Origin of the sequence: Xanthomonas bonasiae (genome assembly GCF_014836395.1) — a bacterium.
GTDB lineage: Bacteria > Pseudomonadota > Gammaproteobacteria > Xanthomonadales > Xanthomonadaceae > Xanthomonas_A > Xanthomonas_A bonasiae.
Window position 1 is genome coordinate 5,656 of record NZ_JACSQX010000017.1, and the last position, 13,103, is coordinate 18,758.

Sequence of the window (13,103 nt, forward strand, 5' to 3'; positions counted from 1 at the left end):
GGACTCTACCGGTACGCGCCCTGTCGCGGCTGAAGCCGCTCCTACAGATGCGCGCTGCGCGCGGCCAGCTGCGCGCATTGCGCGACCGCGGCGAACAGGCTGGACGGGTCGGCGATGCCGCGGCCGGCCAGCTCCAGCGCGGTGCCGTGGTCGACCGCCACGCGCGGGTAGGGCAGGCCCAGGGTCAGGTTCACCGCCTGCTCGAACCCGCTGTACTTGAGCACCGGCAGGCCCTGGTCGTGGTACATCGCCAGCACCGTGTCGAAGCCGGCCAGTTTCTGCGGCAGGAATGCGGTGTCGGCCGGCAGCGGGCCGACCAGGCGCATGCCTTCGGCGCGCAAGGCGTCGAGGACCGGCGCCATCACCTCGATTTCTTCGCGGCCCAGGTGGCCGTCTTCGCCGGCATGCGGGTTCAGCCCGAGCACCGCGATGACCGGCGCGGCGATGCCGAATTCGCTGCGCAGCGCGGCGTGGACGATGCGCAGGCAGCGTTCCAGCAGCGCGGGCGTCAGCGCGTCGGCGACCGCGCGCAACGGCAGGTGGGTGGTGGCCAGGGCCACGCGCACGATGTCGTTGGCCAGCATCATCACCACCTCGCGCCCGGCATGGCGGGCGAGCAGTTCGGTGGTGCCGGTGTAGGCGATGCCGCCGTCGTTGATCGCCGCCTTGTGCACCGGGCCGGTGACCAGGCCGGCCAGTTCGCCGCGCAGGCAGGCGTCGGCGGCCTGGGTCAGTGCGCCGATCACCGCGGCGGCATTGGCTGGTTCGGTGTGGCCGAAACGGCTGGGCACGGCATTGACGACCGCGCGCAGGCGCAGGTCGCCAGGGGCCACGGCAGGCGCGGATTCGGGAAGCAGCTGCAGCGGCAGCGACAGCGCCGCAGCGGCGGCGCGCAAGGTGTCGGGATCGGCGAAGGCCAGCAGTTGGCAGTCGCGTCGCGGCTGTTGCGCCAGCCGCACGCACAGTTCCGGGCCGATCCCGGCCGGCTCGCCCGGCACCAGCGCGAGCGAGGGCAGCACGGCTTACGGCTTGGTGGCGGCCGGTGCCGGGGTCGCCGCCGGCGCGGTGGCGTCGGCAGCGGGCGCGGCGGAGCTATCGGCACCGCCGACGCGCAGGTTCACATAGGCTTCGCCGCGCATTTCCTGCAGGAAGCGGTTGTACTCCTCCTCCAGCTTGCGGCGGCCGATGGTCTCGCGGACCTGGGCGCGCTGGGTGTCGCTGGTCACGTCGGTCTGGCGCGTGGCGACGCGCTGCACGATGTGCCAGCCGGCCTCGGTGCGGAACGGCTGCGAGATCTGGTTGTCGCTCAGGCCCTCGATCTGGTGGCCGAAGTCCGGGCCGAACGCGTCGGCCGGGAACCAGCCCAGGTCGCCGCCCTGACCGCGGCTGTTGGCGTCGTCGGAGGATTCCTTGGCCACGGCCTGGAAGTCGGCGCCGCCGGCGATGCGCGCGCGCAGGGTCTCGATCTTGGCCTTGGCGGCGGCATCCGGCTGCGCCTCGTTGACGCGGATCAGGATGTGGCGGGCGTGGTACTCGGTTACCGTCTTCTTTTCCGGGTTGGCCGAGGCATCGCGGATCTCGACCAGCTTCAGCAGCTGGAAGCCGCTGGGGCCGCGCAGCGGGCCGGCGACCTGGCCCGGCTTCATGTCGCGGATCAGCTGCGCGAAGGCGTTCGGGATCTCGTCCAGGCTGCGCCAGCCGAGGTCGCCGCCTTCCAGCGCGTTGGGGCTGTCCGAATAGCGCACCGCAGCCGCGCTGAAATCGATCTCGCCCTTGTCGATCAGGGTCTTGACCCCGTCGATCTTGCTCTGCCCGGTCTTGATCTGGTCGGCGGTGGCGCCTTCCGGCAGGCCGACCAGGATGTGCGCCAAGTGGTACTGGGCACCGGTGGTGGCCTGCTGCGCCAGCGCCGCATCGACTTCGCTCTCGCTGACGTTGATGCGGCTCTGCGCGAAGCTCTGGCGCAGGCGCTGCACGGTGATCTCGTCGCGCACCGAATTGCGGAAGTCGTCGAACGCCATGCCGTCGGCGGCGAGCTTCTTGCGCAGGCCGTCGACGTCGGTGCCGTTCTGCTGGGCGATGCTGCCGATGGCGCGGTTCAGTTCGTCGTCGCCGACGCGGATCCCGGTGCTGTTGGCGCGCGCCACCTGCAGCTTGACCAGCACCAGTCGCTCTAGCACCTGGCGTTGCAGCACGTTGTCCGGCGGCAGCTGCGCTTCGCGGCCGGAATACTGCGCCTTCACGTTGCGAACGGCACGATCCAGTTCGCTCTGCAGTACGACATCCTCGTCGACGACCGCAGCGATGCGGTCCAGTGGTTGGGTTTGTTGCGCGGCCGCCGGAGCGGACACGCCGGCGATCGCCAGCAAGGTGACGAGGAAAGCAGAGAGGGTATTGGTCATGGAATCAGGTTCGGATCGTAAGCGTCCGGATCGGTCGTGGTGTTGCTGGGCGGGACCAAGTACAGGTCGTCGCGGTTGTAGCCGAGAATAGCACGGCGCAGAACGCGGTCCGTGTCCTGGCCAAGCGAGGAGAGTCCCTTCAGCACGAACTCGACCTGGAACGCGGTGTCCAGATCGCCTTCGCGGTTGCGCACGTAGCGCCGTGCCAATGCGCGCACGGCGAGGCAGCAGCTGTCCCACTGCACGCCGGCGATGATTTCCAGCGGCTTGCTGTCTTCCAGCGAATAGTAGTGGCGCCCGACCAGGCTCCAGGTCGGGTTGATCGGGTACAGCACCGACACGTCGGTCTGCTCCAGCAGGTCGCGGCGGAAGCGGTAGCTGACGTTGATGATGCCGTCGCCCGGCAGCAGATAGCGGGTGCGGAAGCTGGCCAGGTCCTTGCGCCGGTACTTGGGGTCCCACTGGTAGGTGGCGCCCATCGTCCAGCGGTCGTTGATCATGTAGTTGGCGTCGGCGATCCACGCCGACTTGCCCTGCTCGATGGTGGTGTTGCTGCCGGGAAGGCTGACCCTGGAATCGTTGAAGTACAGGATCTGGCCCAGGCTGACCGACAGCTTTTCCTTGCCGTCGTCCTGGCGCAGCAGGCGCGAGCTCAGCGCCAACGTCATCTGGTTGGCGTCGTTCTGACGATCGGCGCCGGTGTAGCGCGAATCGCGGAACAGCTGGCCCCAGCTGAAGGTGAATTCGCGCGTGTCGAAGATCGGCAGGTCGTCCTGGTTGCGGTACGGCGTGTACAGATAGAACAGCCGCGGCTCCAGGGTCTGCAGGTAGCTGGTGTCGCCGAACTTGGCGTCGCGGTCGAAATACAGGCCGGCATCGACGGTGGTGATCGGCAGGCTGCGCGAGGGCGAGGTGTCGCCGCCCAGCGTGGCCGCCAGATCCTTGTCCAGCTGGTAGGCGGTGTAGCGCCAGGCCACGGTCGGCTTCAGGAACCAGGCCGCGCCGGCCAGCGGCATCGAGATGTAGGGCTTGAGATCCAGGCGGCTGCCGCCGGGCATTTCCGTGGTCACCCCGGTCCGCTCGTACAGCGCGTCCTTGGCATGCACGTCGTCGTGCACGAAGCGCACCGCTTCGCTGTAGATGCCGGCTTCGAAGTAGTTGCCGAACGCCTGGTCCCAGTTGAAGAAGGCGCGCGGCTGGCGGTTGTACGGCAGCGCGGACTCGGTCAGGGTGTAGTCGGTCAGCTGCCAGCGGTCGGCCATCAACCCGGCGGTCCAGGTCTCGCCGGTGCCGTAGATGCCGACCGTGCTCTGCAGATTGGACACCGCGTTGCCGAGCAGGCGGTTGGAGAAGTCTTCCGTATAGCGCTCGTCGCTGACCCAGGCCACCGAGGCGCGGGCCTGCCAGTGCGAATCGATGTTGTGGTAACCCTGGTATTCGAACTTGCCGCGGTCCTTGTCGCGCAACTGGTCGTCGGGCATGTAGGTCGCCTCGATCTCGCCCTTGCCGCCGTCGTACAGGTAGCGGAACTCGCTGCCGAGCATGAAGCCGCGCGAACTCATGTAGCGCGGATACAGCGTGGCATCGTAGTTCGGCGCCAGATTGAGGTAATACGGCTGCATGTAATCGAAGCCGTTGCGGCTGGACATGCCGATCGCCGGGAACAGGAAGCCGCTGGTGCGACGGTCGTCGATCGGGAACTTGAACCACGGCGCGTACAGGATCGGCACGTTGTAGATCTTCAGGATCGCGTTGCGCGCGGTGCCGAAGCCCTCGTCGTTGTCGACGTCGATCTCCGGCGCATGCAGCTCCCACACCTGCTGCGAGGGATCGCAGGTGGTGTAGGTGGAGCGGTGCATCTGTCCCAGCGCGCCCTGCAGGTCGACCGAGTCGGCCTTGCCGTTGCCGCGGCGCTCGATCAGCTGGTAGCGGATGTTGGTGATCTTGTGGGTGTCGGTGTCCTGGTTGCCTTCGGCGCGGTCGGCGACCATGCGGATCGACGAATCCTGGTAGCGCACGTGGCCCTCGGCAATGTAGTTGCCGGTCTCGGTATCCACGCGCAGGCTGTCGGTGCCCATGAACTGGTCGCCGCGCTTGAGCGCGACGTTGCCGGTGTAGTTGGGAACCGTGGTGGTGCCGGACAGCTTGTCGCCGACGATATCGGTCGGCTGCTGATCGCGGATCGCGGCCAGTTTCGGGTCGACCTTGGGCGCGTCGTCGAACTTGGGCAGCACGTCCGGGGTCGGGCACAGGCCCCAATTGGGCGGCTTCTCGGCCGCCATCGCCGGCAGGCAGAGAGCGATACTGAACGGAAGGGGTAGCAGGCGGAGGGCTCGGCGCACGCGCGTCAGGTATCGGGCTAAAACGACCGCTAGCTTGCCCCATCCCATGCATGGGGGCAATGAAGACGTCCCCCGGCCGGGGGACGGGGTTCATCCGCCCGGGCCGGCCTCAGCGCAGCGCGTCGACGTGGGCGACGCTGCATTCGCGCAGCGCCTGCAGGTCGTAGCCGCCTTCCAGCAGCGACACCACGCGGCCGCGGGCATGCCGTTCGGCCAGCGCGCGCAGCTCCGCGGTGAGCCAGCCGAAGTCCTCGGTCTCCAGCATCAGGTCGGCCAGCGGGTCCCGCATATGCGCGTCGAAGCCGGCCGAGATCAGCAGCAGCTGCGGCTTGAACGCGTCCAGCAGCGGCAGCATCTGGTCGGCCCAGGTGTTGCGGAAACGGAAGCCGCCGCTGCCCGGCGGCAGCAGCGCGTTGTGCAGGTTGCCGACGCCGCGGTCGTGGACCCCGCCCGAGTTGGGGAACAGCCCGGACTGGTGGGTGCTGAAGTACTGCACGTGCGGATCGCGCTCGAAGATCGCCTGGGTGCCGTTGCCGTGATGCACATCGAAGTCGACGATGGCGATCCGTTCCAGGCCGTGCGTGTCGCGCGCGTGGGCGGCGGCCACGGCGATGTTGTTGAACAGGCAGAAGCCCATCGCGGTGGCGGCGGTGGCGTGATGGCCGGGCGGGCGCACCGCGCAAAAGGCGGTGTCGGTCTCGCCGCGCATCACCGCGTCCACCGCGGCCAGGCCGGCGCCGGCGGCGCGCAGCGCGGCGGCGCGCGAGCCGGGCGAGATCACCGTGTCCACGTCGAGCATGCGCTTGCCGTCTATGTCGGCCAGCACGCTGTCGATCAGCTCGCGTTCGTGGACCCGGGCCAGGTCGCCGAGCTTGGCCAGCGGCGCCTCGCGCCATTGCAGGTCGGCAAAGGCCTCGCGCAGCGCCGCGGTGACGGCCTGCAGGCGTTCCGGCCGCTCCGGATGCTCCGGGCCGGGGTCATGGCCCAGGCACGCGGGATGGGTATAGATCAGCATGCCTGCCGCCCGGTCCACGCGCCGCCGCTGCCGCTCAGGCCTGGCGGCGGTCGTGGCGCCACAGCACTTCGCCCTGGCCATCGGCCCGGGCCAGCACCCGCGCCAGCACGAACAGCAGGTCGGACAGGCGGTTGAGGTAGCGCACCGCCTCCGGCCGCACCGCGTCCTGGCGCGACAGCGCCACGGTCTCGCGCTCGGCGCGGCGCACGATGGTGCGCGCCAGGTGGCAGCGCGCCGCGGCCTCGCCGCCGGCCGGCAGGATGAAGTCCTTCAGCGCGGGCAGGGTGTCGTTGTAGCGGTCCAGGTGCTGCTCGAGGGCGTCGATGTCGGCGTCGTGGATCGCCGCATGGCCGGGAATGCACAGCTCGCCGCCCAGGTCGAACAGCTGGTGCTGGATCGCGGTCAGCAGGGTGCGGACGTCGTCGGCCAGCGCACAGGCCAGGACCACGCCGATCGCCGAATTGGCCTCATCGACGGTGCCGTAGGCGGCCACCCGCGCCGAATCCTTGCCGACCCGGTTGCCGTCGCCCAGGCCGGTGCTGCCGTCGTCGCCGGTGCGGGTATAGATCTTGGAGAGACGATTGCCCATCGGCGGCGACCCGACCCCGGCTCAGTGGCCGGCGGGCTGGCCGCGCTGGCCCAGCCGCGCCAGCTGCTCGACGCCGACCTGGACCGCCGCGGCCAGCGCGGTGTACAGCGCCGCACTGCCCAGGTACGGCAGCAGCCAGTCGCTGTAGTTCTGCCACCAGCCGGCAACGGTCGGGTTCGGCACGCTGCGGCTGACCCAGTAGAAGCTGCCCTGCGCGATCAGGTGGCACACCGCCACCGCCACCACCAGGCTGGCGGCGGTAAGGCCCAGCGCGCGCCAGTCGGCGCCGCGGTAGCGCCGCGCCAGCCAGCTGCCGCCGGCCCACAGCGCGAAGTAGGCCGGGATCAGGCACCAGTATGCCGGCGACACGCAGTAGTGCTGCCAGAAGCTCAGGCCCTGGCCACGGATCACCAGGTAGTCGACCAGCACCGCCAGCGCCATCAGTCCCGGGAACGCCCAGCGGGTCCAGCCGCGCAGGTAGAAGCCGCCGACGAAGAACACCGCCCAGGAGGCGTCCGGAATCGCGCCGAAATGGTTGATGCGGGTCGCGGCCAGCAGCGCTGCCAGCAGGAGCAGGGCGGGAAGGCGGTGGCTGGAAGGGGTCATGGCGGATCACGGCGGGCGGCGGATGGGGCCGATTCTACTGGAAGCGCCGCGCGGCGGTGGCGCGCCATCGGGGCGCCGGGCCGGAGCGGCCGGTTTGCGGCGTGGCGGGCACCGCGGACAAGCGCGGCAGGAGCGGCGGGTCGTGTGCCAGAGCGTTGCCGGCAAGCGCACATCCTGGCAATGGCCTGCCACGCCCGGGCACTAGATTCGCAAGGCGCGGTGTCGCCGCTGGGTGCGTCGGTACGCCTGCGCCGTGGGATTCATGTCGATTCGTATCCAAGACGAGGCGGTCCGGTCGTTCGCCGGCGGGAGGGCTTTGCCGCCCGCCAGCGACAGTGGATCGACGGGGGAGGGGGCATGCGGTATCGAGCCAAAGGCCAGGTCTGGCCCAGGGCCGGCGGGTGCGCTGGCGGATTCAGCCTGATCGAGTTGATGGTGACGATCGCCGTGCTGGCGATCGTGCTGGCGATGGCGGTTCCCGCCTTCGCCGCGCTGATCAACGGCAATCGCCTGGTGGCGCAGGCCAACGAACTGGTGGCATCGCTGCAGCTGGCGCGCTCGGAAGCCGTGCGTCGCAACGCCAAGGTGGCGCTTTGCCGCAGCAGCGACGGCAGCAGCTGTGCCGGCGCTGGCGTCGCCTGGTCCGGGTGGATCGTGCGCGTCTCCAGCAGCGGCGAGCTGCTGCGGGCGAACCTGGTCAATCCCTCGGTGCAGGTGCACGCGAGCCCTGCGGTCAACGACAACGGCGCCGCGGTCGTGTTCTATCCCGATGGCCTGGCGCGCGACGCCAGCAACGGCCTGCTGGCGGCCAGCATCGCGGTGTGCATGGCGGTCAGCCGTCCCGAGAACAACCAGCGCCGGATCGGCATCGCGGCCGGCAGCCGGGTGGCGATCAGCAGCGAGAATACCGAGGCGGCCTGTGCCGTGCCCGCCGATGAGTGAGCGTTTGCCGCCACGCACGCCGGGGCCGCGCCGCCAGGCGGGCGAGTTGCTGCTGGAAGTGCTGATCGCGGTGTTGATCCTGGGGATCGGCCTGCTCGGCATCGCCGCGATGCAGACCACCGCGCTGCGCAACAACCACAGCGCGATGCAGCGCAGCCAGGCGGTGGTGCTGGTCACGACCCTGCTGGACGCGATGCGGGTGAACCGCAGCGTGTCCCTGACCGGAGGCTATGCGCTCAGCCGCACCTGCGCGGTGCCCGCCGCCGGCACGCTGGCCGCCACCGATCTGAACGGGTGGATGCAGTCGCTGCACAGCATGGTCGGCGCCAGCGCCTGCGGCACGGTCAGCTGCAGCAGCGGCCTGTGCACGGTCACCGTGGACTGGGACGACAGCCGCGCCAGCGACGCGTCGGCCAGCGGCGTCGACAGCGGCGCGGCGCGCTACACCGTCAGCATGAGCACCCAGCTGTGAGCGCCCGGGCGCGTTCGCGGCAGGGCGCGGCGGGATTCGGCCTGATCGAGTTGATGGTCGGGATGATGCTCGGCCTGATGGTGACGATCGCGGCGATCGGGATCTTCCTCAGCAACCAGCAGACCTACCGCAGCACCGAAGGCCTGAGCCGCATCCAGGAAAGCGCACGTACCGCCTTCGACCTGATGTCGCGCGACCTGCGCGTGGCCGGCGGCAGCGCCTGTACCAGTCGGGCCTTGACCAACACGTTGAGCAGCAGCGCGTGGTGGGGCAGCCTGAGCCGCTGGGGCGACGCGCTGAAGGGCTATTCCTCCAGCACCGAGTTTTCCGATGCCACGCCTGCGTTCGGCAGCGGCAAGGGCGCGCGCGTGGCCGGCACCGCGGCGCTGCAGATGTTCTCCGGCAGCGACTACGTCGCCTCCGTCGCCGCCGACAGCGGCACCGTCTTCACCTTGAACGGCAGCCTGCACGATTTCGTCAGCGGCGATGTGCTGCTGGTGTGCGACGGCAACACCAGCAGCGTGTTCGCCGCCTCCAGCGTCGCCACGACCAGTCTCTCCCATCCCGGCACCATCAGCTATGCCGCCAATGCCGCGGTGGCGCGCTTCAATGCGCTGCGCTGGTATGTCGCCTACAACGGCAACGGCAGCACCTCGCTGTACCGCAGCCGCCTGTATGCCGGAGCGCTGAAGCAGGAAGAGGTGGCGCAGGGCGTGTCGGCGATGGCGCTGAGCTACCTGGTCAGCGGTGCGAGCGGCTATGTCGATGCGGCGGCGGTCAGCGACTGGTCGAGCGTGGTCGCGGTGCGCATCGCGCTGACCGTGGACAGCCCGGACAAGGTGGGCAGCGACGGCAAGGTGCTGCAGCGATCGCTGGTGCACGTGGTCGGCCTGAGGAATCGCGACGGATGAATATGCCGAAAACCCTGGTCCCGGGCGCCGCGCCGCAACGCGGCATTTCGCTGCTGGTGGCGCTGATCCTGCTGTTGATCATGTCGCTGCTCGCGGTGGCGGTGCTGCGCAGCACCGCGCTGGAGGAACGGATGAGCGCGAATCTGCTAGACCGCACCCGCCAGTTCCAGTCGGCCGAGTCGGCGCTGCGCATCGCCGAGACCGCGATCTCCGCCGGCATCAGCGTGCCCAGCAGCGGGTGCAACGGCGGCGTGTGCGCCACGCCGCTCGCGGGCGCGACCGATCGCTGGCTGGACAGCGGCTTCGGCGGCTGGGCGACGGCGAGCAAGACCGGCAACAACGATGCGGCCATCACCACCAGCTACATCGTCGAGTACATGGGCGACGGCGCCTACGGGCCGAACTGCACCACCTCCAAATCCACCGCGTCCACCGATGCCAACTGCGACATGCGGCGCTACCGGATCACTGCGCGCAGCGCCGGCAACGACCGCGCCGCGGTGATCCTGCAAACCAACTATCTGGTGGCCAAATGAGCGCAATGGCGCGCGTGCGCGGCATCCGCATCGGTCTGACGCTGTCGTGCCTGCCTGTGGTGGTCTCGATGCCTGCCGCGGCGGCGACCAGCGGCCTGGAGCTTCCCGACAATCCGCTCATCACCGACACCACGGTGGCGCCCAACATCCTGTTTATCCTCGACGATTCGGGATCCATGGACTACACCTACATGCCGGACAGCGTGCCGGCGACCAGCACCGTGTCCGACGTCGCATCGAAGACCTATGCGCGCAATACCATCTACTACAACCCGGCCACCAGCTATGCGCCATGGGTGGACTCGACCGGCACGGAAATGACCGGCGGCACCAGCTACGACAGCGTCTACAGCAGCCTGGAATCCGCCTCCGGCAGTACCACCAGCCTGTATGCGAGCGTACAGACCTTCTACGTCCCCAAGAACACGGCCAGCACCGATACGGCGGTGTATCTGGCCAACGGCGCCAATTACTACCGCTACCAGATCCTGACGAGCGGGGCGATCTACCGCAGCGAGTACACCACCTACAGCGCCGCCAACACGCCTGCCGGCGCCTCCTCGATGGGCTGCGCCACCTCCACGTCGGGCAGCGGCTGGCGCAACTGCGTCAGGACCACGCCGACCGGGCGCAGCGAGGCCGCCGAGCGCAGCAACTTCGCGATCTGGTACTCGTATTTCCGTACCCGCAACAAGGTCGCCAAGGCCTCGGCCGGGCGTGCGTTCAGCGAATTGGGCTCGAACGTGCGGGTCGGATTCCGCACCATCTGGGCGCGGCAACTACATACGCTGTCTAGCAACTACATCACCAATGCGTATCCGATCCCGGTCAACAACAACGATGGGCTGTTCGTCGATCCGAACGGGACCACCGGCGCCAACAACAACCGCACGCTGTGGTACGACCGCCTGTACAGCGCCAATGCCAGCGACAGCACGCCGTTGCGCGGCGCGCTGGCCTCGGCCGGAACCTACTTCAGCAGCACCGCGTCCGCCGGCCCGTACGGCCCGGAGTCGGACACCAACCAATACGCGTGCCGGCAGAACTTCGCGATCCTCACCACCGACGGCTACTGGAACGAATCCGGCTACACCCCGGCCGCCGGCGAGCAGGACAACGCCAGCGGGTCGACGATCAGCGGACCCAGCGGCAATACCTATACCTACACCCCGGCGCGTCCCTACAGCAGCGCCTATGCGGACACGCTGGCCGACGTGGCGATGCGCTACTGGAAGAACGACCTGCGCAGCGACCTGTCCAACATCGTGCCGACCAACAGCGACGATCCGGCGTTCTGGCAGCACATGGTCACCTTCGGCATCTCCATCGGTGCGGCGGGCACGCTGGATCCGTCCACCGACCTGGCGGCGATCACCGCCGGCACCCTGTCCTGGCCGAAGCCGGTCAACAACACCATCGTCAACATCGACGACCTGTGGCATGCCACGGTCAACGGCCACGGCTCGTTCGTGGTCGCCAGCGATCCGGACAGTTTCGTCACCGCCTTGCAGTCGGCGCTGGCCGCGATCACCGAGCGCACCGGCTCCGGATCCAACATCAGCGCCACCTCCACCAGCCTCAGCAGCAGCACCCAGCTGTTCTCGGCGCTGTACGTCTCCGGCACCTGGAGCGGACAGTTGCTCGCCTGCGCGGCCACGGTCAGCACCTGCAACGCGAGCAGTGCGTCCTGGCTGGCGACTGCGGGCATGCCGGCCGCCACCGCGCGCACCATCGTCACCTACGAGAACGCGGCCGGCGCCAGCTTTCCCACCACCACCCAGCAGACCGCGCTCGGCGGTGCCGATATCGCCAGCTACCTGCGCGGCGACCAGAGCAACGAGAAGCAGAACGGCGGCACGCTGCGCAACCGCAGCACGGTGCTCGGCGATATCGTCGATTCCACGCCGGCCTACGTCGGCGACACCGGCACCGTGTACGTGGGCGCCAACGACGGCATGCTGCACGCCTTCAATTCCAGCACCGGCGCCGAGCTGTTCGCCTACGTGCCCGGGGCGCTGGCCATGAGCGATCTGGCCACGCTCGCCGATCCCGACTACACGCACCAGTTCTTCGTCGACGGTCCGGTGGTGGCCTCCACGCGGACCCAGACCAGCGGCAGGAACATCCTGGTCGGCGCCCTGGGGCGCGGCGGCAAAGGCCTGTACGCACTGGATGTCAGCAGCCCGACCGCGTTCTCGGCCAGCTCCGTGCTGTGGGAGAAAACGGAAACCTCCGCCGGCAACATGGGCCAGGTGCTCGGCCAGCCGTTCATCGCCAAGCTCAACAATGGCGTGACCGCGCTGGTGACCGGCAACGGCATCAACAGCGGCAACGGCCATGCCGTGCTGTTGGTCTACAACCTGAGCACCGGTGCGCTGATCCGGGAGCTGGACACGGGCAGTGGCGGGGCCACCACCGCCACCAGCAACGGCCTGTTCGCCCCGACCGGTTGGGATGCGGACGGCAGCGGCACGGTGGACTACGTGTATGCGGGGGATCTGCAAGGACATGTCTGGAAGTTCGACCTGTCCGCCAGCGCCGCCGCGTCCTGGTCGGTCGGCAACGGCGCGGCGGCGCTGTTCAGCGCGACCAGCAGCGCCGGCGTGGCGCAGCCGATCACCGGCGGCGTGCTGGTCGCCGAGGATCCCGGCACGTCGGCCACCTGGGTGTTCTTCGGCACCGGCCGCTACCTGGTCAAGAGCGACCTGCAGGACACCTCGGTGCAGACCATGTACGGCATCGTCGACGCCGGCGCCACCGTGGCGCGCAGCGGCCTGACCGCGCGCAGCATCGCGGTCAGCACCACCAGTTCCGGCTACAGCGTGCGCGGCTTCCAGAGCTATGCCGCGCTGCCGGCCGGATCGCAGGGCTGGTCGCTCGACTTGCTGACCGATGCCAGCAACCCGCAGGGAGAGCGCGTCGTCGGCACCCCGGTGATCTCCGGCACGACCCTGGTGTTCAGCAGCATCATTCCCAGCAGCAGCGCCTGCCAGTCCAACGGCACCAGCTACGTCAACGCGATCAGCGCATTCACCGGGACCAGCACCAAGACCGGCTATTTCGACCTGGACGGCAACGGCAGCACCAGCAACGACACGCTCACCACCAGTGCCGGCGCCAGCGTCGCGGTCGGTTCGGTGGCGATAAGCAGCGGCATGGCCAGCGTGGCGGCGCTGCTCAACGGCAAGCTGGTGGTCAGCGACTCCAGCGGTACCAGCACCAGCCTCGCCACGTCGGCGATCAGCCCGAGCCGCGTGTCCTGGCGCGAGGTCATCAAGGAGAAATGAG

General features: G+C 69.0%; 11 protein-coding genes. 5 read left to right on the plus strand and 6 right to left on the minus strand.

Annotation, left to right across the window (positions count from 1 at the left end; all coding sequences use genetic code 11):
* Window positions 1–41 precede the first annotated feature (41 nt).
* The 6 genes from pdxA to H9658_RS20695 all read right to left on the minus strand — a co-directional run bounded on the left by pdxA (window position 42) and on the right by H9658_RS20695 (window position 6,954).
* On the minus strand, window positions 42–1,019 hold the full coding sequence (pdxA, locus tag H9658_RS20670; protein WP_191826768.1) for a 4-hydroxythreonine-4-phosphate dehydrogenase PdxA: 978 nt from the start codon (window positions 1,017–1,019) through the stop codon (window positions 42–44).
* A gap of 3 nt (window positions 1,020–1,022) precedes the next feature.
* Window positions 1,023–2,402 carry a peptidylprolyl isomerase gene (locus H9658_RS20675; protein ID WP_191826769.1) on the minus strand — a complete coding sequence of 460 codons (1,380 nt, stop codon included), beginning with the start codon at window positions 2,400–2,402 and terminating at the stop codon, window positions 1,023–1,025.
* On the minus strand, window positions 2,399–4,744 hold the full coding sequence (gene lptD, locus H9658_RS20680; protein ID WP_369914533.1) for an LPS-assembly protein LptD: 2,346 nt from the start codon (window positions 4,742–4,744) through the stop codon (window positions 2,399–2,401). Before lptD ends, H9658_RS20675 begins: the two co-directional genes overlap by 4 nt.
* A gap of 109 nt (window positions 4,745–4,853) precedes the next feature.
* Entirely contained in the window at window positions 4,854–5,759 is a 906-nt protein-coding gene (locus H9658_RS20685; RefSeq protein ID WP_191826770.1) for a histone deacetylase family protein, read from the minus strand.
* Window positions 5,760–5,793: 34 nt separating this feature from the next.
* Complete coding sequence (locus tag H9658_RS20690) at window positions 5,794–6,348, minus strand: cob(I)yrinic acid a,c-diamide adenosyltransferase (RefSeq protein WP_179568257.1); 555 nt, start codon at window positions 6,346–6,348, stop codon at window positions 5,794–5,796.
* A gap of 21 nt (window positions 6,349–6,369) precedes the next feature.
* Window positions 6,370–6,954 (minus strand): hypothetical protein, encoded by a 585-nt coding sequence (locus H9658_RS20695; RefSeq protein ID WP_191826771.1) that lies wholly within the window; start codon window positions 6,952–6,954, stop codon window positions 6,370–6,372.
* A 357-nt stretch (window positions 6,955–7,311) separates the two neighbouring features.
* Between H9658_RS20695 and H9658_RS20700 the strand changes: the two genes are divergently transcribed.
* From H9658_RS20700 to H9658_RS20720, 5 genes are read left to right on the plus strand one after another with little or no spacing between them, the layout of a single operon-like run.
* The gene (locus H9658_RS20700) at window positions 7,312–7,896 is read left to right on the plus strand and encodes a GspH/FimT family pseudopilin (protein ID WP_179568253.1); all 585 of its coding nucleotides are present in this window, start codon (window positions 7,312–7,314) and stop codon (window positions 7,894–7,896) included.
* Window positions 7,889–8,368 carry a type IV pilus modification protein PilV gene (gene pilV / locus H9658_RS20705; RefSeq protein WP_191826772.1) on the plus strand — a complete coding sequence of 160 codons (480 nt, stop codon included), beginning with the start codon at window positions 7,889–7,891 and terminating at the stop codon, window positions 8,366–8,368. The genes H9658_RS20700 and pilV overlap by 8 nt, the downstream gene beginning before the upstream one ends.
* A complete protein-coding gene (locus H9658_RS23225; RefSeq protein ID WP_191826773.1) occupies window positions 8,365–9,279 on the plus strand; it encodes a PilW family protein in 915 nt (304 codons plus the stop codon). Before pilV ends, H9658_RS23225 begins: the two co-directional genes overlap by 4 nt.
* Window positions 9,276–9,815: a pilus assembly PilX family protein gene (locus H9658_RS20715; RefSeq protein ID WP_225210158.1), complete on the plus strand. Its 540-nt coding sequence runs from the start codon at window positions 9,276–9,278 to the stop codon at window positions 9,813–9,815. Before H9658_RS23225 ends, H9658_RS20715 begins: the two co-directional genes overlap by 4 nt.
* Entirely contained in the window at window positions 9,812–13,102 is a 3,291-nt protein-coding gene (locus H9658_RS20720) for a pilus assembly protein (RefSeq protein WP_191826774.1), read from the plus strand. Before H9658_RS20715 ends, H9658_RS20720 begins: the two co-directional genes overlap by 4 nt.
* Window position 13,103 lies beyond the last annotated feature (1 nt).

Excerpts from the sequence above, each read along its gene's own strand:
- H9658_RS20675 (WP_191826769.1), bottom strand. The coding sequence starts at position 2,402 with ATGACCAATACCCTCTCTGCTTTCCTCGTCACCTTGCTGGCGATCGCC.
- H9658_RS20685 (WP_191826770.1), bottom strand. The coding sequence starts at position 5,759 with ATGCTGATCTATACCCATCCCGCGTGCCTGGGCCATGACCCCGGCCCG.
- H9658_RS20690 (WP_179568257.1), bottom strand. The coding sequence starts at position 6,348 with ATGGGCAATCGTCTCTCCAAGATCTATACCCGCACCGGCGACGACGGC.
- H9658_RS20695 (WP_191826771.1), bottom strand. The coding sequence starts at position 6,954 with ATGACCCCTTCCAGCCACCGCCTTCCCGCCCTGCTCCTGCTGGCAGCG.
- H9658_RS20700 (WP_179568253.1), top strand. The coding sequence starts at position 7,312 with ATGCGGTATCGAGCCAAAGGCCAGGTCTGGCCCAGGGCCGGCGGGTGC.
- pilV (WP_191826772.1), top strand. The coding sequence starts at position 7,889 with ATGAGTGAGCGTTTGCCGCCACGCACGCCGGGGCCGCGCCGCCAGGCG.
- H9658_RS20715 (WP_225210158.1), top strand. The coding sequence starts at position 9,276 with ATGAATATGCCGAAAACCCTGGTCCCGGGCGCCGCGCCGCAACGCGGC.
- H9658_RS20720 (WP_191826774.1), top strand. The coding sequence starts at position 9,812 with ATGAGCGCAATGGCGCGCGTGCGCGGCATCCGCATCGGTCTGACGCTG.